This window comes from Paraburkholderia sp. BR10141, from assembly GCF_056155635.1.
The window spans coordinates 435,017-461,275 of the sequence record NZ_JBMIQH010000001.1; the positions used below are offsets into that span (position 1 = coordinate 435,017).

General features: G+C 64.1%; 22 protein-coding genes. 17 read left to right on the forward strand and 5 right to left on the reverse strand.

Annotation, left to right across the window (positions count from 1 at the left end; genetic code table 11):
* Nucleotides 1-9 precede the first annotated feature (9 nt).
* From ACOJB8_RS02075 to ACOJB8_RS02095, 5 genes are all read left to right on the forward strand, one after another.
* Nucleotides 10-957 carry an acetaldehyde dehydrogenase (acetylating) gene (locus ACOJB8_RS02075; protein WP_475010831.1) on the forward strand — a complete coding sequence of 316 codons (948 nt, stop codon included), beginning with the start codon at nt 10-12 and terminating at the stop codon, nt 955-957.
* A gap of 4 nt (nt 958-961) precedes the next feature.
* Nucleotides 962-1,987, forward strand: coding sequence for a 4-hydroxy-2-oxovalerate aldolase (gene dmpG, locus ACOJB8_RS02080; RefSeq protein WP_475010835.1), 1,026 nt, complete (start codon nt 962-964; stop codon nt 1,985-1,987).
* A gap of 94 nt (nt 1,988-2,081) precedes the next feature.
* Nucleotides 2,082-3,329: a 3-(3-hydroxy-phenyl)propionate transporter MhpT gene (gene mhpT / locus ACOJB8_RS02085; RefSeq protein ID WP_475010836.1), complete on the forward strand. Its 1,248-nt coding sequence runs from the start codon at nt 2,082-2,084 to the stop codon at nt 3,327-3,329.
* Between the two features lie 65 nt (nt 3,330-3,394).
* Nucleotides 3,395-4,264: an alpha/beta fold hydrolase gene (locus ACOJB8_RS02090; protein WP_475010838.1), complete on the forward strand. Its 870-nt coding sequence runs from the start codon at nt 3,395-3,397 to the stop codon at nt 4,262-4,264.
* Nucleotides 4,265-4,600: 336 nt separating this feature from the next.
* The gene (locus ACOJB8_RS02095) at nt 4,601-5,947 is read left to right on the forward strand and encodes an MFS transporter (protein ID WP_475010839.1); all 1,347 of its coding nucleotides are present in this window, start codon (nt 4,601-4,603) and stop codon (nt 5,945-5,947) included.
* A gap of 102 nt (nt 5,948-6,049) precedes the next feature.
* Here the strand turns inward: ACOJB8_RS02095 and ACOJB8_RS02100 are convergent, their stop codons facing one another.
* Entirely contained in the window at nt 6,050-6,967 is a 918-nt protein-coding gene (locus ACOJB8_RS02100; protein ID WP_475010842.1) for a LysR substrate-binding domain-containing protein, read from the reverse strand.
* 114 nt (nt 6,968-7,081) lie between these two features.
* Between ACOJB8_RS02100 and ydiJ the strand changes: the two genes are divergently transcribed.
* Nucleotides 7,082-10,132 (forward strand): D-2-hydroxyglutarate dehydrogenase YdiJ, encoded by a 3,051-nt coding sequence (gene ydiJ, locus ACOJB8_RS02105; RefSeq protein ID WP_475010845.1) that lies wholly within the window; start codon nt 7,082-7,084, stop codon nt 10,130-10,132.
* 6 nt (nt 10,133-10,138) lie between these two features.
* Here the strand turns inward: ydiJ and ACOJB8_RS02110 are convergent, their stop codons facing one another.
* Nucleotides 10,139-10,414, reverse strand: a complete 276-nt coding sequence (locus ACOJB8_RS02110) for a hypothetical protein (RefSeq protein ID WP_069261463.1) — start codon at nt 10,412-10,414, stop codon at nt 10,139-10,141.
* A gap of 329 nt (nt 10,415-10,743) precedes the next feature.
* Between ACOJB8_RS02110 and ACOJB8_RS02115 the strand changes: the two genes are divergently transcribed.
* Nucleotides 10,744-11,079 (forward strand): response regulator, encoded by a 336-nt coding sequence (locus ACOJB8_RS02115; protein ID WP_475010847.1) that lies wholly within the window; start codon nt 10,744-10,746, stop codon nt 11,077-11,079.
* A gap of 174 nt (nt 11,080-11,253) precedes the next feature.
* On the forward strand, nt 11,254-12,990 hold the full coding sequence (locus ACOJB8_RS02120; protein WP_475010850.1) for an ATP-binding protein: 1,737 nt from the start codon (nt 11,254-11,256) through the stop codon (nt 12,988-12,990).
* Between the two features lie 7 nt (nt 12,991-12,997).
* Here ACOJB8_RS02120 and ACOJB8_RS02125 read toward each other — a convergent pair whose 3' ends face one another.
* Nucleotides 12,998-14,242, reverse strand: a complete 1,245-nt coding sequence (locus tag ACOJB8_RS02125) for a DUF1479 domain-containing protein (protein ID WP_475010852.1) — start codon at nt 14,240-14,242, stop codon at nt 12,998-13,000.
* Nucleotides 14,243-14,341: 99 nt separating this feature from the next.
* Between ACOJB8_RS02125 and ACOJB8_RS02130 the strand changes: the two genes are divergently transcribed.
* The 6 genes from ACOJB8_RS02130 (at nt 14,342) to ACOJB8_RS02155 (ending at nt 20,547) form a co-directional block, all read left to right on the forward strand.
* A complete protein-coding gene (locus ACOJB8_RS02130) occupies nt 14,342-15,313 on the forward strand; it encodes a helix-turn-helix domain-containing protein (protein WP_475010854.1) in 972 nt (323 codons plus the stop codon).
* A 204-nt stretch (nt 15,314-15,517) separates the two neighbouring features.
* On the forward strand, nt 15,518-16,762 hold the full coding sequence (locus ACOJB8_RS02135; protein WP_342946916.1) for a branched-chain amino acid ABC transporter substrate-binding protein: 1,245 nt from the start codon (nt 15,518-15,520) through the stop codon (nt 16,760-16,762).
* Nucleotides 16,763-16,802: 40 nt separating this feature from the next.
* Nucleotides 16,803-17,750 carry a branched-chain amino acid ABC transporter permease gene (locus ACOJB8_RS02140; RefSeq protein WP_475010856.1) on the forward strand — a complete coding sequence of 316 codons (948 nt, stop codon included), beginning with the start codon at nt 16,803-16,805 and terminating at the stop codon, nt 17,748-17,750.
* Between the two features lie 39 nt (nt 17,751-17,789).
* Complete coding sequence (locus ACOJB8_RS02145) at nt 17,790-19,064, forward strand: branched-chain amino acid ABC transporter permease (RefSeq protein WP_475010947.1); 1,275 nt, start codon at nt 17,790-17,792, stop codon at nt 19,062-19,064.
* Nucleotides 19,061-19,828, forward strand: coding sequence for an ABC transporter ATP-binding protein (locus ACOJB8_RS02150; RefSeq protein WP_368616514.1), 768 nt, complete (start codon nt 19,061-19,063; stop codon nt 19,826-19,828). Before ACOJB8_RS02145 ends, ACOJB8_RS02150 begins: the two co-directional genes overlap by 4 nt.
* Entirely contained in the window at nt 19,828-20,547 is a 720-nt protein-coding gene (locus ACOJB8_RS02155; protein WP_475010860.1) for an ABC transporter ATP-binding protein, read from the forward strand. Before ACOJB8_RS02150 ends, ACOJB8_RS02155 begins: the two co-directional genes overlap by 1 nt.
* A 39-nt stretch (nt 20,548-20,586) precedes the next feature.
* Here ACOJB8_RS02155 and ACOJB8_RS02160 read toward each other — a convergent pair whose 3' ends face one another.
* A complete protein-coding gene (locus tag ACOJB8_RS02160; protein WP_475010864.1) occupies nt 20,587-21,774 on the reverse strand; it encodes a DUF2235 domain-containing protein in 1,188 nt (395 codons plus the stop codon).
* A gap of 591 nt (nt 21,775-22,365) precedes the next feature.
* Here ACOJB8_RS02160 and ACOJB8_RS02165 point away from each other — a divergent pair.
* Nucleotides 22,366-23,565 carry a M14 family metallopeptidase gene (locus tag ACOJB8_RS02165; protein ID WP_406951560.1) on the forward strand — a complete coding sequence of 400 codons (1,200 nt, stop codon included), beginning with the start codon at nt 22,366-22,368 and terminating at the stop codon, nt 23,563-23,565.
* Between the two features lie 88 nt (nt 23,566-23,653).
* On the opposite strand, the gene ACOJB8_RS02170 is transcribed toward ACOJB8_RS02165, so the two are convergent.
* Nucleotides 23,654-25,054: a GntP family permease gene (locus ACOJB8_RS02170; RefSeq protein ID WP_342946919.1), complete on the reverse strand. Its 1,401-nt coding sequence runs from the start codon at nt 25,052-25,054 to the stop codon at nt 23,654-23,656.
* A 193-nt stretch (nt 25,055-25,247) separates the two neighbouring features.
* Between ACOJB8_RS02170 and ACOJB8_RS02175 the strand changes: the two genes are divergently transcribed.
* Together ACOJB8_RS02175 and ACOJB8_RS02180 are read left to right on the forward strand one after the other, a co-directional pair.
* The gene (locus ACOJB8_RS02175) at nt 25,248-25,868 is read left to right on the forward strand and encodes a BON domain-containing protein (RefSeq protein WP_475010870.1); all 621 of its coding nucleotides are present in this window, start codon (nt 25,248-25,250) and stop codon (nt 25,866-25,868) included.
* 98 nt (nt 25,869-25,966) lie between these two features.
* Complete coding sequence (locus ACOJB8_RS02180; RefSeq protein ID WP_475010873.1) at nt 25,967-26,248, forward strand: hypothetical protein; 282 nt, start codon at nt 25,967-25,969, stop codon at nt 26,246-26,248.
* Nucleotides 26,249-26,259 lie beyond the last annotated feature (11 nt).

Consider the following 26,259-nt stretch of genomic DNA (forward strand, 5'->3'; position numbering starts at 1 on the left):
GGAATTCATATGGCTTCCGAAAAACTCAAGGTTGCGATCATCGGCTCCGGCAACATAGGCACGGATCTGATGATCAAGATCATGCGCAACAGCAAGCATCTGGAGATGGCGGCGATGGTCGGCATCGACCCGAACTCCGATGGTCTCGCGCGCGCCGCGCGGCTTGGCGTCGCGACCACGCATGAAGGTGTCGAAGGCCTTACGCGCCTGCCGGTGTTCAACGACATCGACTTCGTGTTCGATGCGACTTCCGCCGGCGCGCATGTGAAGAACGACGCGCTGCTGCGCACGTTCAAGCCGTCGATCCGCATGATCGACCTTACGCCCGCCGCCATCGGCCCGTACTGCGTGCCGGTCGTGAACCTCGACGCACACATCGAAGCGACGAACGTCAACATGGTGACGTGCGGCGGCCAGGCCACGATTCCGATGGTTGCGGCCGTGTCGCGCGTCGCGAAGGTCCACTACGCGGAAATCGTCGCCTCGATCAGCAGCAAGTCGGCGGGCCCCGGCACGCGGGCCAACATCGACGAATTCACCGAGACGACGTCGAAGGCGATCGAAGTGGTTGGGGGCGCGGCGAAGGGCAAGGCCATCATCGTGCTGAATCCGGCCGAGCCGCCCGTCATGATGCGCGACACCGTTTATACGCTCTCCGAGATGGCCGACCGCGAGAAGGTCGAGCAGTCCATCGAAGAGATGGTCGCGAAAGTGCACGCGTACGTGCCGGGCTATCGCCTGAAGCAGAAGGTGCAGTTCGACGAGATTCCCGCGAACGCGCCCCTGAATATTCCGGGCCTCGGCAGGTTCAGCGGTCTGAAGACCTCGGTGTTCCTCGAAGTGGAAGGCGCCGCGCACTATCTGCCCGCTTACGCAGGCAATCTCGACATTATGACTTCCGCCGCGCTCGCCACAGCCGAACGCATGGCGCAGACGCTTCTGAGCGTGGAGGGATAAGACCGTGAGCAAGAAACTCTATATCTCCGACGTGACGCTGCGCGACGGCAGCCACGCCATCCGCCATCAGTACTCGATCCAGAACGTGCAGGACATCGCCCGCGCGCTGGACAAGGCGAAAGTGGACAGCATCGAAGTCGCGCACGGCGACGGCCTGCAAGGCTCCAGCTTCAACTACGGCTTCGGCGCGCACAGCGACCTGGAATGGATCGAGGCGGTGGCCGACGTCGTCACGCACGCGCAGATCGCCACGCTGCTGCTGCCCGGCATCGGCACGATTCACGACCTGAAGGCCGCGTACAACGCGGGCGCGCGCATCGTGCGCGTGGCCACGCACTGCACGGAAGCCGACATTTCGAAGCAGCACATCGAATACGCGCGCGAACTGGGAATGGACACGGTTGGCTTCCTGATGATGAGCCATATGACCACGCCGGAAAACCTCGCCGTCGAAGCGAAGAAGATGGAAAGCTACGGCGCGACCTGCATCTACGTGGTGGATTCGGGCGGCGCACTCACGATGAACGACGTGCGAGACCGTTTCCGCGCAGTGAAGGCCGTGCTCAAAGCCGAAACGCAGACGGGCATGCACGCGCACCACAATCTCTCGCTGGGCGTGGCGAACTCGATCGTGGCGGTGGAGGAAGGCTGCGACCGTGTCGATGCGTCGCTCGCCGGTATGGGCGCGGGTGCAGGCAACGCGCCGCTCGAAGTGTTCATTGGCGCTGCTGAACGCATGGGCTGGAACCACGGCACCGACCTCTACACGCTGATGGATGCCGCCGACGACATCGTGCGCCCGCTGCAGGACCGCCCGGTTCGCGTGGACCGCGAAACGCTCGCGCTCGGCTATGCAGGCGTGTATTCGAGCTTCCTGCGCCACTCGGAAGTGGCCGCGAAGAAGTACGACCTGAAGACGGTGGATATTCTCGTCGAACTGGGCAAGCGCCGGATGGTGGGCGGCCAGGAAGACATGATCGTCGACGTGGCGCTCGATCTGAAGAAGCGCCAGCAAGCATTGCAGTCCTGATCAAGCACGCCGCGCATCGCCTTCGGGTGGTGCGCGGCGTTGCCACTTATAGCCGCCGGAAAGAGTGGCTCGCATATACCTATGGAGACTTTTTATGACGTCGCGAAACAGTAGTGCTGGAGGAAGCGGAACGAGCAGCAAGGCAACCATCGCCCTGTGTCTGGCGATTGCGCTGCTCGAAGGGTTGGACCTGCAATCGGCGGGCGTAGCCGGGCCGCGCATGGCGAAAGAGTTTCATCTCGCCGTCGCGCAAATGGGCTGGGCGTTCAGCGCGGGCGCGATCGGCCTGCTGCCGGGCGCGGCGCTGGGCGGGCGCCTTGCCGACCGCTTTGGCCGCAAGCGCGTGCTCATGTGGTCGGTGGCGCTGTTCGGGCTTTTCTCGCTCGCCACGACCATGGTGTGGAATTTCGAGAGCCTGCTCGTCGCGCGTCTGCTCACGGGTCTCGGTCTCGGTGCGGCCATGCCGAACCTGATTGCGCTGTGCGCGGAGGCAGCGGGCGAGCGGCAGCGCAGCACCGCCGTGGGCGCGATGTACTGCGGCATGCCGTTCGGCGCGGCGATTGCCGCCGTCATCGGCATGCTCGGCACGGGCGACGCAAGCTGGCGCCATGTGTTCTACGTTGGCGGTCTCGGCCCGATCGTGATGGTGCCGCTGCTTGGCGTGTTCCTGCGCGAGTCGCAGCAGTTCGTCGCCGCGCAGGCTTCGAAGGTCGTGCAGGAAGGCGCGCCGAGAGTGTCCCAAGCGCTCTGGCAAGAAGGCCGCGCGCGTACCACCATCGCGCTGTGGATCAGCTACCTCGGCACCTTGATCGTGCTGTACTTCCTGATGAACTGGCTGCCCTCGATGGTGCTCGCACGCGGCCTCACGCGCGTGCAGTCGAATCTCGTGCTGATGCTGTTCAACATCGGCGGTGGCATCGGCGCCGTTGCGATCGCAACGATCATGGATCGCTTCGGCCGCCGCGGCACGGTGATCGGCATGTACATCGGCATCGTGGTGGCGCTCACGGTGCTCGCAAGCGCGGGCGGCGCAAGCTCGACGGCCGTAGGCGGCCTGCTGTGCGGCTTTTTTATCGTGGGCGGCCAGTCGGTGCTGTACGCACTCGCGGGCCATGCGTACCCCACTGAAGTGCGCGGCACGGGTGTGGGCGCGGCAGTGGCCGTGGGGCGTCTGGGGTCGATTCTCGGGCCGCTCGTGGCGGGTCAGCTGTTTGCACTCGGCCAGAGCCCGTCGATGCTGGTGGGCTCGAGCATTCCGCTCGTCGTGATCGCGGCGCTTGCCGCGCTCAGCGTGGTGGGTGCTTTCAGGCAGCGCAGCGCGTTGGGCGCACAGGGCGCATGAATGTGAAGGGGAGAAGGCATGCGCCTTCTTCCGCATGGGTTAATACGTTTTAAAGGATGGTCATCATGACGGATACGCCACAAGCAATCACCGAAGCCTCGACGAGCAGGTTCGCGCGCGTGAAGGACGGTGAGGTCGAGTTCCAGATTCACTACAACGACGCAGGCGCTGGCGCCGAAACCGTCGTGATGCTGCACGGCTCGGGCCCGGGCGCGAGCGGCTGGGCCAACTTCAACCGCAACGTCGAGCCGCTCGTCGCGGCCGGCTACCGCGTGATCCTGATGGACTGCCCGGGCTGGAGCAAGAGCGACCCGATCGTCTGCACGAGCTCGCGCTCGGATCTGAACGGCCGCGTGCTCAAGGGCCTGCTCGACGTGCTCGACATCGAGCGCGTGCATATTCTCGGCAATTCGATGGGCGGCCATAGCGCCGTTGCGTTCGCACTGGCGAACCCGCAACGCGTGGGCAAGCTCGTGCTGATGGGCGGCGGCACCGGCGGCCCGAGCAGCTTCATGCCGATGCCCACCGAAGGCATCAAGCTGCTGCAAGGTCTCTATCGCGATCCGACGATCGAGAACCTCAAGCGCATGATGAACGTGTTCGTGTACGACGCGAGCGCGCTCACCGACGAGCTGATGCAAACGCGCCTCGACAACATGCTCGCGCGCCGCGACCACCTGGAAAACTTCGTAAAGAGCCTCGCGGCCTTCCCGAAGCAGTTCAGCGACTACGGCCCGCGCCTTGGCGAAATCGCCGCGCCCACGCTCGTGATCTGGGGCCGCGACGACCGTTTCGTGCCGATGGACATCGGCTTGCGTTTGCTCGCGGGCATGCAGAACGCGCAACTGCACGTGTTCAATCGGTGCGGCCACTGGGCGCAATGGGAGCATGCGGAAGCCTTCAACCGCATGGTGATCGATTTCCTGAAGCACTAAGACACGCAAGCCCTCGCGGTAACGAAGCGGCACACCTCGCGGTGTGCCGCTTTTTTATTGGCGCGCGCATATTGCGTTTCGAACCGGCTTTTGTGTGACGAAAGCGTGAGCCGATGCGCCATCAACCGTGTCATGTAAAGACAAACCAGCATTAGCGTAAAACGAACCGATTCGCCATTGACAAATTAAACCTGCCCCACCTATGATCGGCGTCACTGCCTGGAAATTCGCGAACCACGTGTCCGGGCGAGCCGCGCAAGGCGCGCAAGACGCCGCGCATCAACGGTCTGCCCGGGCCCGCCCAGGTGAACCGGAGTCATGTTTGGAGACAGGCAGATGCCCCAATCGATTGCCCCGGACCGCCGGTCCGAAGCCGCGCGCGCGTACGCTACGTCCGCGCAGCATTCCTCGCAGCAAGAAGACGCGCTCTATCGCAAGGTCTCCGCGCGCGTCATTCCGTTCCTGTTCGTTTGCTACGTCGTCTCGTTCCTCGACCGCATCAACATCGGCTTCGCGCAGTTGCAGATGAAGCACGATCTCGGCTTCAGCGACGCGATGTACGGCCTCGGCGCCGCCGTGTTCTACGTGGGCTACGTGCTGTGCGAAGTGCCGAGCAACATGCTGCTTGCGCGCTTCGGCGCGCGTCGCACGTTCATGCGCATCATGCTGCTGTGGGGCATTGCCTCCACCAGCATGATGTTCGTGTCGAGCCCCGCGCAGTTCTATGCGCTGCGCTTTTTGCTGGGGGTATTCGAGGCGGGCTTCTTTCCCGGCATCGTGCTCTATCTCACGTACTGGTATCCGGCGCGGCGCCGCGCGGCCGTGTTTTCGATCTTCTTCGCGGGCGTGGCGGTGGCGGGCGTGCTGGGCGGCCTCATCTCGGGCTGGATCATGCGCGACATGGCCGGCGTGGCGGGATTTGCCGGCTGGCGCTGGATGTTCCTGATCGAAGGGCTGCCGGCCGTGCTGCTCGGCCTCATGGCTGCGTTCTGGCTCGTGGACGGGCCTGAGAAGGCGCGCTGGCTGACCGATGCAGAAAAGGCCCACCTCCTCGCGCAACGCGACGGCGACGGCGATCACGCGCATTCCACGCGTTCGTTCGGGGCGGCGCTGCGCAACCCGCGCGTCTATCTGTTCGCGTTCATCTATTTCTCGCTGACCTGTGCGTCGCTCACGCTGAACTTCTGGATGCCGCTCATGATTCGCGACTTCGGGGTGCATGACGTGCTGGCGATCAGCCTCTACACCGTCATTCCGAATGCGGTGGGCGCGGTGGGCCTCATGGGGATCGCGCGCCGCTCGGACCGGCATGGCGAACGGCGCTGGCACTTCGCGGCGTGCACAGTAGGCGGCGGCATTGCCTTGGCGCTGCTCACGCTGCACCTCGCGAGCTTCGCCGCGATGATGGCGATTCTTTCGATCGCAGCGGTGCTGATCTTCGCCGCATTGCCGATCTTCTGGGCGGTACCTTCGGCGTATCTCACGGGCAAGGCCGCCGCCGCGGGCATCGCGCTCATCAGCAGTATCGGCATTACGAGCGGCATCGTGAGCCCGTGGGCAATCGGGCTCATCAAGACGCATACGGGCAGCATGGATAACGCGCTGTATCTGCTCGCGGCGTTGCTGGTAGCGAGCGGCGCGGCGCTGGTCGCGGGCGTACCGGCGGTGAAGGCCGGTCGCTGAACTCATACACTTGCGCGTCGAAAACGTCGGCGGTGCGCCCGGCCGAGCGTCCGCCCAGCAGCATCGGCGCGCGTATGCAGCGGCCCCGATGCAACCTTGACGTCACGGCAGCCCGGAAAGCTCCTCCAGCAGCCAGTCGCGAAACGCCACCAGCACGGGGTGGCGCTGAGCACGCTCCGGGTAGACGAGGTAATACGAGCGTGAGCTCGGCACCGCTTCGAATGGGCTGAAAAGCCGGCTTTCCTTCAATTCGTCTTCCACCAGCATGCGCGGTACGAGGCCTACGCCGATACCGGCCACGACTGCCTGGATCAGATGCGAGGTCAGTTCGAAACTCGGGCCCGGCCGCAGCGCGTCGTGAGGCAAACCGAAATGCGCGCACCATTCGCGCCATGCGTCGGGAAAGCTGCGCACGCGCAGCAGCGTGAGTCCTTCGAGGGTTTCGATGGTTGGCGCGGCGGCCCTGCGCCTCGGTTTTCGCGCGAGGGGCAACGCGGCAAGGTTGCCGACCAGCACCAGCTCTTCCGCGTAGAGCCGGTGTGCCGTCACCCCAGGCCAGCGGCCGTCGCCCACCACGATGGCAGCGTCGAGGTCCTGGGTCGAAAAATCGGCGGCCTCGATGCGCGAGTCGAGGTCGATCTGCAGATCGGGGTGCGCCTGATAGAAGCGGTGCAGGCGCGGCAGCAGCCACTTGGCGCCGAATGTCGGCAGGGTCGCCACGCGCAACTGCGTTTTTGGCGCGTTCGAGGTGAGCGCCTGCAGCGTCGCGCTGCGGATCAGCGTGAGCGCGTGCGAGATCTCGGCCATATAGGCGCGGCCGATGTCCGTCGGGATGATGCGCTTGCCCTCGCGCGTGAAGAGCGCGAGATCGAGCATCGCTTCGAGCGCCTGAACCTGGCGGCTCACGGCGCTCTGCGTGAGCGACAGCTCCTCGGCGGCACGCGTGAAGCTCTCATGTCGCGCGGATGCCTCGAACGCGAGCAGCAGCGACATGGACGGCGTGAGCTTGCGGAAATTCATTCATAAACCTCATGATCAACCCAACGAATATACGTTTGCCCGGTGCCGGGCGGGGCGCGACAATCCCTGCCAGAAAGGGAATAGTGCGCCCCAAGGCGAGACTTCGAGAACGATATGACAATTGCCCCGCTTCCCATCGGCGAATTCAACCATCCGCTGATCCGTCAATTTTTGCATGAATTGGAGATGTCGGGTTTCGAAGGCGAGGTGGATGCGACTCACGCGACGCGCACGGTGCTGGCCACGGACAATTCGATCTATCAGCGCTATCCGCAAGCGGCGGTGTTTCCGCGCCACGCGGATGACGTCGCACGCCTCGCGAGCCTGCTCGGACGCGAGGCGTTTCGCGGCGTGGCGGTCGCGGCGCGCGGCGGCGGCACGGGCACGAACGGGCAGTCGCTGACCGAAGGCATCGTGGTCGATATGTCGCGCCATATGAACCGGATCCTCGACATCGATCCGGTTGCGCGCACGGCCAGAGTGGAAGCGGGTATCGTCAAGGATCAGCTCAATGCCGAACTGAAACGGCACGGACTCTTTTTCGCGCCGGAACTGTCGACGTCGAACCGCGCGACCATCGGCGGCATGATCAGCACGGACGCGAGCGGGCAGGGCAGCTGCACCTATGGGAAAACGCGCGACCACGTGCTCGCGCTGGAAACGGTCCTGGTCGGCGGTGAGCGCCTGTCGAGCGCGCCGGTCGATGAGGCCACGCTCGTGGCGCTCTGTGCGCGCAAAGACAAGGTCGGCGAAGTGTTCCGCATCGCGCGAGACATCAGCGAGCGCGAAGCTGACCTGATACGCGAGCGCTTTCCCAAGCTGAACCGCTGCCTGACGGGTTACGACCTCGCCCATTTGCGTGACGGCGAAGAGCGCTTCGACATCAATAGCGTGCTGTGCGGCTCGGAAGGCACGCTCGGCTTTATCGTCGAGGCGACGCTGAACGTGCTGCCGGTTCCGACGCACGCCGCGCTCGTCAATATCCGCTACGAGAGTTTCATGGACGCCCTGCGCGACGCACGCGCGTTGATGGCCCATCGTCCTCTCTCGATCGAAACCGTGGACTCCACGGTGCTGCGGCTGGCGCGCGAAGATAGCGTCTGGCAAAGCGTGGCCGAATTCTTCCCCGACGACGAAGGCGTCGAAGGCGGGGCGAGCGGTATCAACATGGTCGAATTCAGCGGCGACGATGCGGACGAATTGCGCGCGCGCGTGGCCGCGTTCGCCGAGCACCTGGGCGCCGACGCGAGCGTCAAGCGCCTGGGACATACGATCGCCGAGGGCGAGGCGGCGATCCAGCGCGTCTATACGATGCGCAAGCGTGCGGTGGGCCTGCTGGGCAACGCCCGCGGCGCGAGCCGCCCGCAGCCCTTCGTGGAAGACACGGCCGTGCCGCCCGAAAATCTCGCCGACTATATTGCGGAGTTTCGGGCACTGCTAGATGGTTTTGGTTTGCGTTACGGCATGTTCGGCCACGTCGATGCCGGCGTGCTCCATGTGCGCCCTGCACTCGACATGCGCAATCCCGACGAGGCCGCACTCGTGCGCCCCATTTCGGATGCGGTGACCGCCTTGACGATGAAGTATGGCGGCCTGCTGTGGGGCGAGCATGGCAAGGGCGTGCGCTCGGAGTACGTGCCGGAGTATTTCGGGCCTTTGTATCCTGCTCTGCAGCGTCTCAAGGCGGCATTCGATACGCACAATCAGCTCAATCCCGGCAAGATCGCCACGCCGGCGGGGGCGAGTGCGGCGCTGTTGAAGATCGACGCGACGACGCTGCGCGGCGAACTGGACCGGCGCATAGACGAGCGCGTCTGGCAGGCCAATGCCGACGCCGTTCACTGCAACGGCAACGGCGCCTGCTACAACTTCGACCCGAACGACGCCATGTGTCCGTCGTGGAAAGCCACACGCGAGCGCGTGCATTCGCCGAAGGGCCGGGCTTCGCTGATGCGTGAATGGCTGCGTCGGCAACAGGATGCCGGAGCGGATCTCACGGCTGTGCCAACCGCGGCGGCGTTGCCGGTGCGCATGATCAATAGCCTGCGCAAACGCCAGGGCGAACAAGACTTCTCGCATGAGGTGTATGACGCCATGGCGGGTTGCCTCTCGTGCAAGTCATGCGTGGGGCAGTGCCCCGTGAAAGTGAGCGTGCCCGAGTTTCGCGCCCGCTTTCTGGAGCTGTATCACACGCGCTATTTGCGGCCGCTGCGCGACTATTTGATCGGCGCGCTCGAATTCACGGTGCCGCGCGTAGCGGCGGTGCCTGGAGCGAGACCCGTCTACAACGCGGTGATAGGCGCGGGTCCCGTCAAGTCGTTGCTTGCGCGCTGTCTTGGCCTTGTCGATAGCCCGTTGTTGAGCCCGGTGTCATGGCGTGGCGCGCTGCGCCGCTCGGGAGCGGAGGTCGCAACCGCCGAACGCCTCTCGAAGCTCGCCGTTGCCGAGCGCCAGCGCAGCGTGATCGTGGTGCAGGACGCGTTCACGCGCTACTTTGAAACGCCGGTCGCCGCCGCGTTTCTGGAACTCGCCGCGCGGCTCGGGTTCAAGGTCTTCGTCGCGCCTTATCTGCCGAACGGCAAGCCGTTGCACGTGCAGGGGTTTCTGCCGCAGTTTCGCCGGGCAGCGCAGCGCAATGCGGCGCAACTGACCGCGCTTGCCAGATCGGGTGTGCCGCTGGTGGGCATCGATCCTGCGATGACGCTCGTGTACCGCCAGGAGTACCGCAAGGTGGAAGGCATCGAAACTGTGCCCGACGTTCAGTTGCCGCAGGAATGGCTGATCGGCGCATTGCGCTCGTGCGCCACAACGCCGCGAGTGTCCGGCTCGTTCAGCCTGCTGCCGCATTGCACTGAGCGCACCAACGCGAGCGCCGCTACGCTCCTATGGAAAGACGTCTTCGCGGCGGCCGGCCTCGCGCTCGCGACGCCGGCCAGCGGCTGCTGCGGCATGTCGGGCACCTACGGCCACGAGGCGCGCAATCGCGCGACCTCGGAAACGATCTTCGAGCAATCGTGGGCGCGGCATGTCGATGCGGCATCGACGGCGACGCAGGGCGCGCAAGAACTGCTCGCGACGGGTTATTCGTGCCGCTGCCAGGTGAAGCGCTTGCGCGGGCGCCAGCTGCGCCATCCCATTCAGGCGCTGCTGGACGCCCTGCGCTGACCGGCGTCAGTAGTTCCAACGGTCGCGGTCGTGCCATTCGCGTTCGCGCCACTGCCGCTCGCGCCATTCGTGCTCACGACGTTCATGCTCGCGCCATTCGTGTTCCCGCCAACGCCGCGCGCGCCAGTCGTCGTCGCCCCGCCAGTCGGTCTGGACGGGAGCCGCCGCATAGGCCGCGCCTGGCACGCCAACGCCCACGGCCACATCCACGTGGGCCAATGCAGCGGTAGAAGCCGCCAACGCCGTTGCGCCCAGGACCAGGCCGAGAATCGTCCTCTTCATATCGCCACTCCTTCGCACGCTGCGTGCGTTTTTTGATGAGCACGGCTCCGAGTCTAGGCGCCCCCCTCTGACACAGGTGCAACGGCGCTGCGAGATTGGTAACAACGAGTTAAGCACTTGCCGCGTTGTCGCGGAGCAAAGCACATTGCTCAGTACAACGAGGAAATTCGCGTGATGGAGCATGCGGGACTCCGACCCTGGCGTGAGATGGCGCGGGCGCTTGTCATAGGCGGAATCCGGGTACACTCGAAGGCGAACCGCGGTGCGGGTTCTGCCTGTGTCGCGCTCACTCTCCTGCCATTTTTTTGTGCCCGATGCCAAAACGAATCTTGCTGGTCGATGACAACCGCGACGTCGCAGATGCGCTTGCGGCGCTCGTCGAGTTCGAAGGTCATCAAGCCCGATGCGCCGCCGATGGACAAGAGGCCCTGCTCGTTGCCGGGTCGTTCCTTCCCGAGCTCGCTCTCGTGGACTGGAAGCTTCCCGACATGAGCGGCGGCGAACTGGTGGGGCAGCTTCGGCTCAACCCCGCTCTGTCACATACCCGGTACGTTCTGCTATCGGGACACGTCGACCCGGATATCACGGCCAGGGCGGCGGCAGCCGGTTTCGAAAAATGTATGACGAAACCGGTGCGGCTCGAAGACTTGCTGGCCTGCCTGTGACGCCGCTCTGACCGACTGCCGCTTTGGCGCCGGCTACCCTTTGTGGCGGTCCAGGCTCCCGTCGGGAGCCGGAACAATAATTGCGCGCAGCGTCTGACTCGTGCGCAGCCTCGAATTTCCACGAGCCTCGCAGTTCCGATCTCCACCAGCGTCTCCTGGGAGCCGAGTCGCGTCATGAACAAGGAAGTTCCACCGCCGATCGCGCGCCCCTCAAACCGCTGGCCGGGCGAAATGGCCGAGCGCATCGCCGCATTCGACTGGAGCGACACGGCGCTCGGCCCTCGCGAAACGTGGTCGGCGAGCCTCGTCGCCGCGATCAATATGCTCCTCGCCTCGCCTTCTCCGCTCGTCATGCTTTGGGGACACGAAGGCACGATGGTCTATAACGACGCCTACGCGGTTTTCGCGGGCAGCCGGCATCCGTTCCTGCTCGGCAAACCGGTCGAAACCGGCTGGCCAGAGGTGGCGGCGTTCAACCGCAATGTCGTCGATACGTGCCTCGCCGGCGGAACGCTGGCCTTCCAGGACAAGCAGCTCGTGCTGTATCGCGAGGGGCACGCCGAAGACGTCTGGATGGACCTGAGCTACAGCCCGGTTTTCGAAGATGACGAGCGGCCGGCCGGCGTCATTGCCATCGTGTTCGAAACGACCGCGAAAATCCTGGCGGAGAGGCAGCGCAAGGTGGCCGAAGACGCGCTGCTGCAACTGACCCAGACACTCGAGCAGCGCGTCGCCGAGGAAGTGGGGGCGCGCGTGGCAATGGAGGAGCGGCTGCGTCAGGCGCAAAAGCTGGAGGCGATCGGCAGTCTCACGGGCGGCGTGGCGCACGACTTCAACAACGTCCTGCAGGTCATCTCCGCCAATCTGCAGCTCATCGAGCTTTCGACGCGCGGCAACGCCGCGCTCGAGCGGCGCGTGGCGGCGGTCAGCAACGCAGTGTCGCGCGGCGCGAAACTCGCCGCGCAACTGCTGGCCTTTGCACGCAGACAACCGCTCGCGCCGGCCGTTCTGAATCCCGTCCGGCTGGTCGAAGGCATCGCCGAGATGCTTCACCGTACGTTGCCGGAGACGATCGAACTCGCCATCGTGCCTGCGCAGGAAAGCTGGAATATCTGCGCCGACCGAAGCCAGCTGGAAAGTGCGCTGTTGAATCTGGTCATCAACTCGCGCGATGCGATCGACGGACCCGGACGCATCTGCGTTTGTCTCGCGAACATCGATGCGGGCAACGACGAACTGGCGCTGCGCGATGGCGTCCCGGCGGGCGAATATGTACGCCTGCAAGTCTCCGACTCGGGAAGCGGTATGCCCGACCACGTGAAAGCGCGCGTGTTCGAGCCGTTCTTCACCACGAAGGCCGAGGGCCAGGGAACGGGACTGGGCTTGAGCATGGTGCACGGATTCGTGGCGCAGAGTTCCGGCCACGTCTTCATCGAAAGCGAAGAAGGCCAGGGCACGACCGTCAACCTCTATTTCCCGCGAAGCCTGGAAGCGGAATACGACGCTTACAAGCCGACCGTTGCGAGACAGGAGCGAGGCGGCGAGACGATTCTCGTCGTCGAAGACGATGCCGACGTTCGCATTGCCGCGATCGAAATGCTGGCCCAGCTCGGCTACAAGGTGGTCTCCGCGCAAGACGGCGAAAGCGCGCTCAAGCTGATCCAGAGCGGCCAGCGCTTCGACCTGCTGTTCACGGATGTCGTGACGCCGGGCACGGTGCGAAGCAGCGAATTGGCTCGTATCGCGAGCGGGCCGCCGTATTACGCCGAAGTCCTGTTTGCCTCCGGCTATACGCGCGACGTGATTTTCCACGACGGCAAGCTCGACGAAGGTGTCGCGCTCATCAGCAAGCCCTATCGATACGACGAGCTTGCCGTTGCGGTACGCAATGCGCTGAACAAGACCGATTGACCCATGGTCAGGGCTTCAGCCCGATCTGCGCGCGTCCGAGCGGCGTCAGGTCTGCCACCGTTGCACGCCCGACGAAATCGACTTCGAAGTGATCCGTCGGGAAATCCGGCGGGCTCTTGCCTTCGAGGAAGTTCGGTAGCTGCCGCGCGAGATACGCGTCGTTCTTGGCGCAGGACGGCGCCGAAGCGATGTACATCACGTTGCTGTAGCCCTTGCCGTGGTGCGCGTCCTCCACGGCATGAATCACGTCGCTATGCCAGAACACGGTGTCGCCCGGTTGCATCAAGGGAATCGAAGAAAGCGCGTGGAAAAGCGGCGCATGATACTCCGGCTTGATCGAGAGCGCACGGCCCGGCATCGCGCCGCACAGGTCGTCGTCGGGGATGTCGTCCTGCAGGGCGCGCAGCAGGATGTAGACCATCGCGTTCGCGATGGGCACGAGTTGCAGCGTGCCGTCGCCGGGGCCTTGCTGCGTGAGCGCCGTCCAGCCCTGAAACGTACGGAACATCGAGCAAACAGCGGGTGACGGAATCTCCTCGACCGCGGTGCGCCACGCCGCATCGAACGCGTCATAGTCGCGCCAGTTTCCGGTGAACACGTGGCGGTAGACCTTGCGGAAGTTCGCTTCGATCCAGCGCTCGACTGAGCCGCCGTCGCAGTGCGCGGAAAGTCCCAGCGACCCGGAGCCGGGCGGCCGGCGGCGCAGCCGGTCTGCATAAACCGGCACGTGATCCGGGTCGAAATGCACGCGGCCTTCGCTCTCGGTACGCCACAGCCGGTTCAGGAACACGCGCGCCTGTGTGAGCTCCGGCGACTGGCGCGCCAGCACTTGCGGCATCGACCAGTAGACGCCGTAGATCTGCGGCTTGCTCGAGGCCAACTGGCCGAAGTATTTGTCTTCGGCGCGATGCAGCAGCTTGCGGTCGAGACCGTTGCGCGCGACGTAGTCGGCAATGTCGTTGTCCCACCGCTCCACGAGCGAGCGGTCGAAGACCTTGCGGATGACGCACGCGCCGCGCGCTTTTACGTGCGCGATCTGCTCCGCGCTCACGCGGTTGCCGACGATGTCCGCGAACGCGATTTCGGGGATGACGGGCTCACCCCGGTCGCGAAGCTGGGCGATGCGATGCGCCTCTTCGTGCATGGCCGATTCGACCTCCGCGAACACGGCCTGATAGTTGGGCAGCATTTCCCGCAATTCCTGCTTGGCCTTGCGGATAGCCGCGGGCAGGTCGTCGATATGCAAAGCCATGTCGTTGTCTCCATCCTGGTGATTTCGAATGATGCGAGCGTACGCCGGCGCAGCTTTGGCCGGTGATATTATCAAGTCAATGTTTTTGTAGATTCGGCCATGAAAGCAGCGTACGAGCACGTCGACTTTGGTAGCCGCTGTTCGGTGCGGGTTTACCACCGGCGCTTGCCGCGCATTCCGTTCGAGTGGCATCACCACCCGGAATACGAACTCACGCTGACGATGAACAGCCAGGGCAAGCGCTATATCGGCGACTCGGTCACCGTTTATGGCGCCGACGATCTCGTCCTGGTCCCGCCGGACATGCCGCACACCTGGTCGTCCAATCGCTCGATCGACCCGGCGGACTCGCAGGTTGCCATCGTCATCTGGTTCGAAGGCGGCTGGGTGCAGCGCCTCGCCGACGTTTGCCCGGAATACGCGAACCTGCGCAACCTGCTGCGCCGCGCGGCCTGCGGACTGGTCTTCGAAGAAGGCGCCGGCACGCAGATGCGCGGCTATCTGGACCGTCTTTTGTCTGCGGACCCGCGCGGGCGTCTGGCTGCTGTGCTGGAGATCCTCGTCTGGCTGACCGACGTGCCTGCCACCCAGCTGGCGACGCCCAGCGCGTTCGAAGGCCGCGTTGGCGCGTCGTCGGGCTACGAGCCCGAGCAGCTGAACCGGGTGCTTGCGCTGATCGAAACGCAGTTCGCGCAACCCTTGCGGCTGTCGACGCTCGCCAAAGCCGCGGGTCTTTCCGAACGCACGCTGACGAGGCATTTCGTGCAGCACACGGGCGAAAGCGTGGGGCAGTACATCGCGCGGGTGCGAATCGGCCATGCCTGCCGGTTGTTGACCGACGCGCAGATGCCCATCTCGGTGATCGCCACCCGCTCGGGGTTTCCCAACGCCGCGAATTTCAACCGGCAGTTCAAGGCCACGAAAGCGTTGACGCCCGTGGCCTATCGACAGCAATTCAAGGGCGCAAAGCTCGACGACGATCATGCTGCGCCGGCCCTGACCGAACGCTCTCCTTCTCTCGAACCTGCGCGGCGGACGGCGGGCGGCAAGCCCCGGTTGCGCCGGGCCTGAGGTCCCGAACGCGCGCTTGAGCGATCGCCAACGGACCCAGGCTAACCGTAAGCCAGTCGCAATGACTCGCTATGCCGGCTCGCGTCAGCGATTTCCCTGGAGTGCTGTCATTAGCGTCTGGAATGTGGTGATATAGCGAAAAATCGCACGGTCGGACAGAAAATTCACGCTCGATAAGCAATGCCCAAACAAAGGAGACAGTCCATGAGGATGTTGCGCTCGTTGCTGGTTGGTGCGGTGGTATCGTCGGCGTTGTTAGCGGGGGCCGCGCAAGCGCAAACGGTCAAGATTGCCTTCATCGATCCGCTGTCAGGCTTGATGGCGTCGCTCGGAACGAATCAGCTGCATAGCTGGCAATACACGGCCGAATACGCCAACGAGCACAACTGGGCAAACGGCACGAAGTTCGAGGTGGTCGGATTCGACAACAAGCTCTCGCCGCAGGAGAGCCTGACCCTGCTCAACCAGGCCGCCGACCAGGGCATCCGCTATATCGTGCAGGGCAACGGCTCGTCGGTGGGCCTCGCGCTGGAGGATGCGGTCGCCAAGTACAACTCGCGCAATCCGGGCAAGGAAATCGTCTACCTGAACTACGCGGCGGTGGACCCGGCCATGACCAACGCGAAGTGCGACTATTGGCACTTCCGCTTCGACGCCAACGCCGACATGAAGATGGATGCGCTCACCACGTTCCTCGCGCGCGACAAGGACATCAAGAAGGTCTACCTCATCGATCAGGACTACTCGTTTGGCCACGACGTCTCGCGCGTGGCGCGCGAGGACCTGAAGAGCAAGCGCCCGGATATCGTGATCGTCGGCGACGATTTTCATCCGCTCGCGCGCGTGAAGGACTTCTCGCCTTACGCTACCAAGATCAAGGCGTCCGGCGCCGACACGGTGATCACGGGCAACTGGGGCAGCGACCTCGCATTGCTCGTGAAGGCGAGCAAGGACGCGGGCGTGACGGCCAACTTCTATACCTACTACGCGGGCACGACCGGCGTGCCGACCGCCATGGGCGCGTCCGGCGCCGACCACGTGAAGTACGTGGGCGTGTTCGGCCCGAACACGGCGAACAATCCGCCGGTGGTTGGGCAGATCATCGAGGGCTACAAGAAGAAGTACAACGACGACTACTACCTGGCCACGGCCTATGCCGGCATCGAAATGCTGAGCAAGGCGATCAACGCGACGAAGTCGACCGATCCCGTCAAGGTGGCCAAGGCCATGGAGGGCATGACGGTCGACGGCATGAACGGTCCGGTCGCGATGCGTGCCGCCGATCACCAGGCGCAGCAATCGCTCGTGATCGCGACATGGACCAAGGCGGACGGCAAAACGGTAAAGTACGACCAGGAGAACACCGGCTATGGCTGGCGCACCGACGTCCAGCTCGGGCCGACCGCGGCAACGCAGCCGACCACTTGCCAGATGAAGCGCCCGGGCTGAACGTGCTCTCGCTACGACACTTCACAAGGATCATCGGGCAGTGGAATTCCTGACCATCTCTCTGTTGAACGGCATCGGCTACGGGCTGCTGCTGTTCATGCTTTCCTCGGGCCTCACCTTGATCTTCAGCATGATGGGCGTGCTCAATTTCGCGCACGCCAGCTTTTACATGCTCGGGGCCTACTTCGCCTACACCATTGCCAGCAAGATCGGTTTCTGGCCCGCGCTCGTGGCGGCGCCGGTGCTCGTGGCGTGTGTCGGCGCGCTCGTCGAGCGTTTCGGCTTGCGCACCGTGCACAAGTACGGGCACGTGGCGGAATTGCTGTTCACCTTCGGCCTGTCGTATCTGATCGTGGAGGGCGTCAAGCTGGTCTGGGGGCTGGCCGCGGTGCCGTACGCCATTCCGCCCGAACTGAACGGGGCGCTGTTCAAGGTGTACACGTCGGAGTTTCCGAAGTATCGCGCCTTCATGATGCTCATCTCGATCGCCATGCTCGTGGCGCTGTATCTGGTACTGACGCGCACGCGCATCGGCCTCGTCATTCAGGCGTCGCTCACGCACCCGGAAATGGTCGAGGCGCTCGGGCACAACGTGCAGCGCGTGTTCATGCTCGTGTTCGGCGGCGGCGCCGCGCTGGCGGGCCTCGCCGGCGTGATCGGCGGCAACGCGTTCGTCACGTCGCCTTCGATGGCCGAGTCGGTCGGCACCATCGTATTCGTGATCGCCGTGGTGGGTGGCATGGGCTCGCTGCCGGGCGCGTTCATCGCCTCGCTGCTGATCGGCATCATGCAGACCTTCGCCGTCACGATCGATGCCTCGCTCTCCGATCTGTTCTCACTCGTCGGCGTGACGGTCCCGGACAGCACGACGCTCTCGTCGCTGTTGCGCATGCCGGTCTCGCAGGTCGCGCCGATTCTGCCTTATCTGCTCATGGTGCTCATGATGATCCTGCGACCGCGCGGGTTGCTCGGCAAGCGGGAGGGCTGACCGATGAAACCGCTCATTGAGGCCAGCGCCGGTTCGGCCATGCAACGCCACGGATGGCTGCAGTCCGCGCATTCGCTGCGCTGGATCATCTGGGGCGCCACGGTGCTCATCATGCTGGTGCTGCCGCTCGTGTTTTCCAGCGGCTTTGCGATCGCATTGCTCTCGCAGATGGGCATTATGATCATCTTCGCGCTCTCGTACAACATGTTGCTCGGGCAGACCGGCATGCTCTCGTTCGGGCACGCGGTGTACTCCGGGCTCGGCGCATTCGTGGCGGCGCATGTGCTCAACCAGATCGGCGCGAACCATTTCCCGTTGCCCGTTTCGATGTTGCCCCTCGTCGGCGGACTCGGCGGCATGCTGTTCGGCGTGCTGTTCGGCTACGTGACCACGCGCAAGTCGGGCACCACCTTCGCGATGATCACGCTCGGCATCGGCGAAATGGTGGCGGCGAGTTCGCTCATGTTTCCCGGCTTTTTCGGCGGCGAAGGCGGGGTGCCGACCAATCGCACGGTTGGCCATGCGGTGCTCGGCATCACGTACGGCCCGGCGATCCAGGTGTACTACCTGATCGCGGTGTGGTGTCTCGTGTCGATGATCGCCATGTACGCATGGACGCAGACCCCGCTCGGCCGCATCGCCAACGCCGTGCGCGACAATCCCGAGCGTGCGGAATTCGTCGGCTACAACACGCAGCGCGTACGTTTTTTCGTGATGGTCCTCTCGGCGTTCTTCGCCGGCATTGCGGGCGGCCTCTCGGTGATCGACTTCGAAATCGTGACGGCGGAGAATGTCGGCGCCGCACAGTCCGGCGGCGTGCTGCTCGCGACGTTCATCGGCGGCGGGGCGTTCTTCTTCGGGCCGATCATCGGTTCCATCTTGTTCGTGCTATTCGCGGTCGCGTTGTCCAATCTCACGCCGGCATGGTTGCTGTACCTCGGCCTTTTCTTCGTGCTGGTGGTCATGTACGTGCCGGGCGGCGTGTCGAGCCTGCTGATGAAGCAGGTCCCTCTCATTGCGGTTCGCAAGCTGCATCGCATGCTGCCGTCCTATGCGGCGGCGCTGGGCGCCGGGATGATTCTGCTTGCGGCGCTCGTGCTGACGGTCGAACTCGTCTACAAGGTGCAGATCGATAGCGACAACGGCACGGCCATGGCGTTCTTCGGCCTGAACTTCGATGCGGCGTCGTGGAAGCCCTGGGCTGTCGCCGCGGTGCTGTGGGCCGTGGGCGCACAGGCGGGACGCCTCGCGGGCGCGCGGGTGCGCGACGCGTGGGACGGCGTGCAACGGGAAATCGCGGGGAGCAACGTATGACGGCCGCACTGGAATTGCGTGACGTGCGCAAGAATTTCGGGCGCACCGAGATCATTCGCGGCGTCGACCTGAGTATCGCGCAGGGCGAGCGTCATGCGCTGATCGGTCCCAACGGCGCGGGCAAGTCGACCACGTTCAACCTGATTTCGGGGCGCATGGCGCCGAGTTCAGGCACGGTCAAACTCAACGGCGTCGAGATCGGCGGGCTGCCGCCGTACAAGATCAACCGCATGGGGCTCTCGCGCAGCTTTCAGGTGACGAACATTTTTCATCGCCTTTCGGTGTTCGAGAATGTGCGCTGCTCCGTGTTGTGGTCGCTCGGCTACCGGTATTCGTTCTGGCATCGGCTCGAGCAATTGCGCGACGCGCGCGAGCGCGCCGAAGAAGTGCTCGAACTGATCGGCCTGCAGGGCCGCCACGACACGCTTGCCGGACTGCTGACCTACGCCGAGCAGCGCGCCCTCGAAATCGGCATCACGATCGCGGGCGGCGCCGAAGTCATCCTGCTCGACGAACCCACGGCGGGCATGAGCCGCTCGGAGTCGGATCATGCGGTGGAGCTGATTCGCCGGGTCACCGTCGGCAAGACGCTGGTGATGGTCGAGCACGACATGAGCGTCGTCTTCGGCCTCGCCGACCGCATCTCGGTGCTCGTGTACGGCGAGGTGATCGCCACGGACACGCCACAAGCCATCCGTAACAACCGCCGCGTGAAGGAAGCCTATCTGGGCACCACGCTGGACGAACCCGCAGGTGCACATTGATGGCGACCGCGAATTCCATGCTTCAGGTGCGCGACCTGCATGCGTACTACGGCAAGAGCCATATCCTGCACGGCGTCGAGATGCAGGTGGGCGAGGGCGAGATCGTCGCCTTGCTCGGACGCAACGGCGTGGGCCGCTCGACGCTCGCCAAAGCCATCATGGGGCTCGTGCGGTGCGAGGGGCAGATTCTGCTGCGCGGCGAGGAAGTGCGCGGACTGCGCACCTTCGAGGTTGCGCACCGGGGCATCGGCTACGTGCCGGAGAACCGCGATATCTTCCCGACGCTCACCGTGCGGCAGAACCTGATGCTCGGCGAAAAGCGCATCCGTTCGCGCCAGAAGGCGCGCTGGCAGTTCGACGACATGTACCGGATGTTCCCGCGCCTGAAGGAGCGCGAGGACACGCCAGCGGGCCTGCTGTCCGGCGGCGAGCAGCAGATGCTGACGCTGTGCCGCACGCTCATGGGCGACCCCGACCTCATCATCATCGACGAGCCGACCGAAGGGCTCGCGCCCCTCGTCGTCGCGCAGGTGGGCGAGTACCTGAAGACGCTGAAGGCGCGCGGTATTTCGGTGCTGCTCGTCGAGCAGAAGCAGGCCATCGCGCTCGATATCTCGCAGCGCGTGTACGTCATGGGGCACGGCCAGATCGTGTTCGAGGGGACGCCGCAGCAGTTGAAGGCCGATGTGCGCGTTCGCCAGGAATGGCTCGAAGTGTAGGGCGCGCTGCGAGCGTTCGGTCTGCGGAAGACATTGCGCTTAGCGTGCGGGCAAGTTACCCGGTGAGTAGTTCGGCTGCTGGCCGTTGGCTCCAAAAAGATCTTCGGGTTGACCGTTCATCCGCTGCCGTATGTTGTCGTTGACGACCATGCCTGCCGGGAACGCCCGCGGTCCCACTCCGGCGGCCAGCCAGGCACGGTCCTCTACCCATTCGCGGTGTCGCGGCCCCAAGGGGTTGGACTGGACGGCAACGGGCGGATGAAGGGCGACCTTCAATCCCACGTCAGTGTGCTGCAACCTGTCGACGATCCAGACTAGCGGGCCGTCGGAGAGGCCGTGATCGGGGTAGCCGCCGCCGACATCGCAATGACCGCCGGGAAAGAGCGCTTGCGTCACGTTCGGGTTGGGATTCCACAAGGTCGGTTCGAACGGTCTGCGTTGCTCGTCGAGCGAAACCGCGTGCACGCCGAGGCCAATGTCCGGGTTGAGCGTCAGATCGCAGAACCGGAACAGATCGATGGCGGAACCCTCGTAGTAGATGGGAATGCCGAGTGAACCGACCGTATCCCAAACCGCCACGGCGGTGACTTTTGCGTTCACGAACGAGTTGGCGTCCAAAGGCTTCGGGTTGGAGAAGGCGCGATGGATCGTCAAGAACTCCGTCACGCAGTCTGCGATCTTCTGGAACGTCGTTTCGTGGCCGTGTCTCCATCGATACCACGCTGCCACCGCGGTGTCGTAACGTTTCTGATCGTCGATCGCGGCGAGATCCGGCCGAAGCAGACCCTGTCCCGCAATCAGTCCCGCAAGGGCTCGCGCAGTGTACGCGCCGCGGCTGAATCCGACGATCACGATGCCGTCGCCGGGCTCGAAATTGCGCGAAATATACGTATAGCCGCGCGCGATTCGAGCGACGACGCCGACCCCGAATGCGCCGCCAGCGACTTTATCGAGCAGTTGCTGGGAATTTCCGACGCCGTGAATGTATTTCGCGATCTGTACGGGTGTGCCGTTGGCGTCTGCAAGCGCCTTTTCCATCTCGAGGCCACCCCAGTTGCTTCCTTCGGGCAGCAGGTTTCCATCGAGCCACGCGAAAAGCTTGCATACGTTGGTCAGTCCCGGCTGGCACCCTGCCGCGGCGTCAGGCGCGGCACCGTCGCCTTTTCCTGCCGGATCTTCGGGGCCGTTCCACGTGCCGTCTGCGCAAAAGACTATCGTTTTGGACATCGCCGGCTCCTCACAGGCAATTCAGTCGCTATCCACGGAACATTTGTTCGCTATCCTGATTATTGTCCGGTGCGTTAACTCAGCCGATGCGGCATGGCGTGCGATGCGCGTGCCGAACATCAGGTCTACAAATATAGCTTCTGCGTTCCGGATTGCGAGGTCAGGAATGTACGAAGGCGCACGTACGACAGGGGCGGCAGTGCTGAAGTGGGCCGCAGGGGCCCCGGCGGGTCAGCTGAACTGCTCTGAGGGGGGCTTTCGCATGGGGGAAGCAAGCTTCCGCGCTTCGGGGGAGAATGCATGTCGACGCGCCCTCGCAGACGTGCGAAAGGCGGGAGCGCGGTTTTGGCGGCGAGCTTCGAAAGGCTGAGCAGGAGGCCTGTTCGAAGTCACTAGTCGGAAACGAATGCAGACGTTAGCAGATGTTCTGAACTGACCGACAGTCGCCGTAATCGGCGGCGGCACGAGTCCCCACAGAGTGCCTGGCGGCCGCCAGCGTAGCCGGCATTATCGCAATGCCATTCGCGGTAACCGGTAATCCGTGAGGCGCCGTTGACTGATCTCTCCCCACTACGTCAGGACCTCGCCATCATGCAAGACGAATCGGAAGATGTTGTCGCTCGTCGCGACTTCATGAAGAAGGCCGTTGCGCTGGTCGGCGCAACATCCGCATTGGTCTCGCAAAGCGAGGCCGCAAATGCCCAAGGCGCCAATGCGCCGACCGCCGGGGGCCCGCAAGGGACGGGGACGGTTTATACCGGCGATGTGATCCAGGCAAAGAAGGTCATCAGCGCGCTCGACGTCGGCGACCTCGAGCGTGGCAAGACACACAAGTTCTACTTTCAGGGCGTGCAAATGCCGACGGGGCAGAACTGGTATGTGTCGGTGATCGTTGTCCACGGTGCGAAGCCGGGCAAGCGCGTCGCGCTGATCAGCGGGGTGCATGGCGATGAAATGAGCCCCGTGCATACCATCCACAGCGTGATAAGCCAGCTCGACCCCGCGCAGATGTCAGGCACCGTGCTGGCGGTGCTCGACGTATCGCGCCCCGCGCTCGAGGCAATGGAGCGCAGATGGCCCAATTCCGCACTTGGAATCGGCCTCATCGACATCAACCGCGAATGGCCGGGCAACGAGAATGGCGGCAGCGCGCCGAGCCGGCATGCGGGACTGCTGTTCAACCGGCTGTTGAGGCCGAACACCGACTACGCACTCGATTTTCATACGGCCACGACCGGCATGGATTTGACGTCCTTCAATCTGGCCAGAATGGAATTGCCGGAGGCGCGAGCCATGGCGGAGCTTTTTCCGATCAAGCAGATCTTCGACAACCCCGCCTATCCCACGCTGCTTGCCAATGCATTCATCAACGTGGGGATTCCCGCAATCACGCCCGAGATCGGTTCCGCGCGCGTTTTCGATTTCGACATGATTCCGTCGTTCGTCGAAGGCACGATGAACGTGCTCAAGCGCTACAACATCGTATCGGGTCCGATGGGGCGCACTGGGCGAGACGTCGGGACCTTCGTCGGCAACAGCGGCCACTCAGTCATGTCGACGCACGGTGGATTCGTCGAACTGCTGGTCAAAGTCAATGACAAGGTAAAGGCGGGCCAGAAAGTGGCAATCCAGCGCAATACCTTTGGCGAAGTGGTCGCGGAGTATACGACCGAAGTCACGGGCGAGGTGACGGGACGACGAACCGACGCCACGGCAGAGCCCAGAATTCCTCTCGTGATGATTCTTTATCAGAGCGCGGCAAAGGAAATTCCGGAGGACTTTTCTGAATGAAATCGGGGCGGGCAGGGCGGCACGGGTTTGCCGCCCTTGTTTCGGATGATTTGGACACGCTGCAACTTGAGTTTCCGGAGAAAGAAATTCAAACAATCCCCGTCGCATAGTACACAGCGATGACGAAGAAGACGGCCAGCGTCTTGATCACCGTCACCGCAAAAATGTCCCGATACGACTCGCGGTGCGTGAGCCCCGTAACCGCGAGCAGCGTGATGACCGCGCCATTGTGCGGCAGCGTGTCCATGCCGCCGCTGGCCATGGCCACCACGCGGTGCAGCACTTCCATCGGAATATGCGCTGCCTGTGCGTTTTTGATGAAGAGATCCGACATGGCCGCGAGCGCGATGCTCATGCCGCCCGATGCCGACCCCGTGATACCCGCGAGCGCGCTCACCGAAATGGCGGCGTTCACGAGCGGATTCGGAATGCTCTTGAGCGCATCGCTCACGACGATGAATCCGGGCAGCGCCGCAATCACGCCGCCGAAGCCGTATTCCGAGGCGGTATTCATCGAAGCCAGCAGCGCCCCGGCCACGGCCGCCTTCGTGCCGTTCGCGAAGCGGTCTTTCACGCGGCCGAACGCCGTGACGATCACGAGCACGATACCCGCGAGCAGCGCGCCCTGAACCGCCCAGATCGCCACGACCTGCTTGACGGTGGCCGTGACCGGCGTATGAATGCCGGGCAGCACTTCGGGCGGCACGGTCACGGTGTCGCCGTACCAGACGGGAATCCAGTGCGTGAGCAGGAAGTTCGCCACGCCCACCAGCACGAGCGGCGCGACGGCGAGCAGCGGGTTGGGCAGGTGCTCGGTTTTCACGTGTTCCGGCTCGTTCACGAGCGAGGTGCCGTAGCCTTCGCCTTTCGACATCGCGCTGCGGCGGCGCCATTCGAGGTACGAGAGGCCCACCACGATGATGAAGAGCGAACCGGTCACGCCGAGCGCAGGCGCGGCCCACGCGGTGGTCTTGAAGAACGTCGTGGGAATGATGTTCTGGATCTGCGGCGTGCCGGGCAGCGAATCCATCGTGAACGAAAAGGCGCCGAGCGCAATGGCGCCCGGCATGAGGCGCTTCGGAATATCGCTCTGGCGATAGAGTTCGGCTGCGAACGGGTAGACGGCGAACACCACTACGAAGAGCGAAACGCCGCCGTAAGTGAGCAGCGCGCAGACGGCGACGATCACGGCGTTGGCGCGCGAGCGGCCGATATAGCGGATGGCGGCGTGCACGATTGCCTCGGAAAATCCCGATAGTTCGATCACCTTGCCAAATACCGCGCCGAGCAGGAACACAGGAAAGTAGAGCTTCACGAAGCCCACCATCTTTTCCATGAAGATGCCCGAGAAGACGGGTGCAACAGCGGCGGGCTCGGTGAGGAGGACCGCGGCGAGCGCGGCGATGGGCGCGAAGAGAATCACGCTGTAGCCGCGGTACGCGGCAAGCATGAGGAACGCGAGGGCGGCGAGAACGATAACAAACGACATGGAGTCTCCTGCGGATCGATCGCGTTGCGCGATTCAGCTTGCTGCGTGTGTGATGGCTTTCGCTGCGTCCTTTCGTGCGGCGAGGCCGTGGTGCGTCGCAGCGATTGTAACGAAAGGATTTATCTCGTTATTGCGAGCGTGGCCGCTCGGTCCTATCGTTGCGCAGAAGAGCGAGCCGCAGAGGTGCCAGTCAATGAGTGCAATCGGTAATGGCGGGCCAGGTGCGTGGCGCGTGCGGGCGGTGCAGACAGCGCGGCTTGCGGCGGCGCTTGTTTGCGTGGGCGTTTTCGCGGGCATTTGGGCGGGCGCAGCGTTCGCACAATCGCAAGCCGGCGCTTCCGCGCCCGGCTCAAAGGCCGAGAACACGACGAACGCGCCGGATACCCAGCGCAAGAACTGGTACAACGACCCGTTCTTCGCGCTGTCGAACGCGATCAGCGCCTGTCCGCAGCCGCTCGGCCCGCTGATGACGAAAGCCGAAGCCGACGACGACGCCCACTATCGCGTGGAGCGCGGCACGACCTGCTGGCTCGCGCACAAGTGCTCGAAGCCGAACTCGTATCTTTACGATGCGGACATTGCAGCGGCGATTCGCCAGCAACTGCAAGGCGATGCCCTGTTTGCGGGCACGAGCATCTGGATCACGGTGCAGCGCCGTTTCGTCTACGCGGAAGGCTGCGTGGGCCCGGGCTTCGACAGCGCGGCGCTCGAGCGCCGGCTCGCCGCGATTCCCGACGTCGAGCAGGTCTTCGTGCGCGTGAGTTCGGACGCGCGAGGCGCGCTGCCGTACAAGACGCTCTCGACCGCGCCCTGAGCGCGTGCGCGCGGCACTCGCGGCGATGCATCGCACATGGCTCGCGGCATGGCACAATCGCAACGTCGAAAAACTAGAAGCCCGTAGGGGTGCTCCAAATGACTCGTCCTGGTTCGTCGTTGTTCCGTTTGCGCAGATTGCCGTTCGCGGCGTGCGCGTTGACCTTGATCGCAGGGCTGGCTGCGTGCAGCAGCGGGCCGCCGCTGTTCCTGTCGGACGGCCGTCCGACGATCCAGGTGCAATGCCCGGCCTCGGGCGATCGCGATTCCTGCGCGCAGCAGGCGCGTGCCCGTTGCGCCGGCGCAGGCTACGACACCGTCGCGACCTCGACCGACAACGGCAACTACACGCTCGTGTTCGCCTGCCGCAAGGCCCAATAAGCCTCTCGCGC

Coding starts and splice junctions, on each gene's coding strand:
- ACOJB8_RS02075 (WP_475010831.1), top strand. CDS start 10: ATGGCTTCCGAAAAACTCAAGGTTGCGATCATCGGCTCCGGCAACATA.
- mhpT (WP_475010836.1), top strand. CDS start 2,082: ATGACGTCGCGAAACAGTAGTGCTGGAGGAAGCGGAACGAGCAGCAAG.
- ACOJB8_RS02090 (WP_475010838.1), top strand. CDS start 3,395: ATGACGGATACGCCACAAGCAATCACCGAAGCCTCGACGAGCAGGTTC.
- ACOJB8_RS02095 (WP_475010839.1), top strand. CDS start 4,601: ATGCCCCAATCGATTGCCCCGGACCGCCGGTCCGAAGCCGCGCGCGCG.
- ACOJB8_RS02100 (WP_475010842.1), bottom strand. CDS start 6,967: ATGAATTTCCGCAAGCTCACGCCGTCCATGTCGCTGCTGCTCGCGTTC.
- ydiJ (WP_475010845.1), top strand. CDS start 7,082: ATGACAATTGCCCCGCTTCCCATCGGCGAATTCAACCATCCGCTGATC.
- ACOJB8_RS02110 (WP_069261463.1), bottom strand. CDS start 10,414: ATGAAGAGGACGATTCTCGGCCTGGTCCTGGGCGCAACGGCGTTGGCG.
- ACOJB8_RS02120 (WP_475010850.1), top strand. CDS start 11,254: ATGAACAAGGAAGTTCCACCGCCGATCGCGCGCCCCTCAAACCGCTGG.
- ACOJB8_RS02125 (WP_475010852.1), bottom strand. CDS start 14,242: ATGGCTTTGCATATCGACGACCTGCCCGCGGCTATCCGCAAGGCCAAG.
- ACOJB8_RS02130 (WP_475010854.1), top strand. CDS start 14,342: ATGAAAGCAGCGTACGAGCACGTCGACTTTGGTAGCCGCTGTTCGGTG.
- ACOJB8_RS02135 (WP_342946916.1), top strand. CDS start 15,518: ATGAGGATGTTGCGCTCGTTGCTGGTTGGTGCGGTGGTATCGTCGGCG.
- ACOJB8_RS02145 (WP_475010947.1), top strand. CDS start 17,790: ATGCAACGCCACGGATGGCTGCAGTCCGCGCATTCGCTGCGCTGGATC.
- ACOJB8_RS02150 (WP_368616514.1), top strand. CDS start 19,061: ATGACGGCCGCACTGGAATTGCGTGACGTGCGCAAGAATTTCGGGCGC.
- ACOJB8_RS02155 (WP_475010860.1), top strand. CDS start 19,828: ATGGCGACCGCGAATTCCATGCTTCAGGTGCGCGACCTGCATGCGTAC.
- ACOJB8_RS02160 (WP_475010864.1), bottom strand. CDS start 21,774: ATGTCCAAAACGATAGTCTTTTGCGCAGACGGCACGTGGAACGGCCCC.
- ACOJB8_RS02165 (WP_406951560.1), top strand. CDS start 22,366: ATGCAAGACGAATCGGAAGATGTTGTCGCTCGTCGCGACTTCATGAAG.
- ACOJB8_RS02170 (WP_342946919.1), bottom strand. CDS start 25,054: ATGTCGTTTGTTATCGTTCTCGCCGCCCTCGCGTTCCTCATGCTTGCC.
- ACOJB8_RS02175 (WP_475010870.1), top strand. CDS start 25,248: ATGAGTGCAATCGGTAATGGCGGGCCAGGTGCGTGGCGCGTGCGGGCG.
- ACOJB8_RS02180 (WP_475010873.1), top strand. CDS start 25,967: ATGACTCGTCCTGGTTCGTCGTTGTTCCGTTTGCGCAGATTGCCGTTC.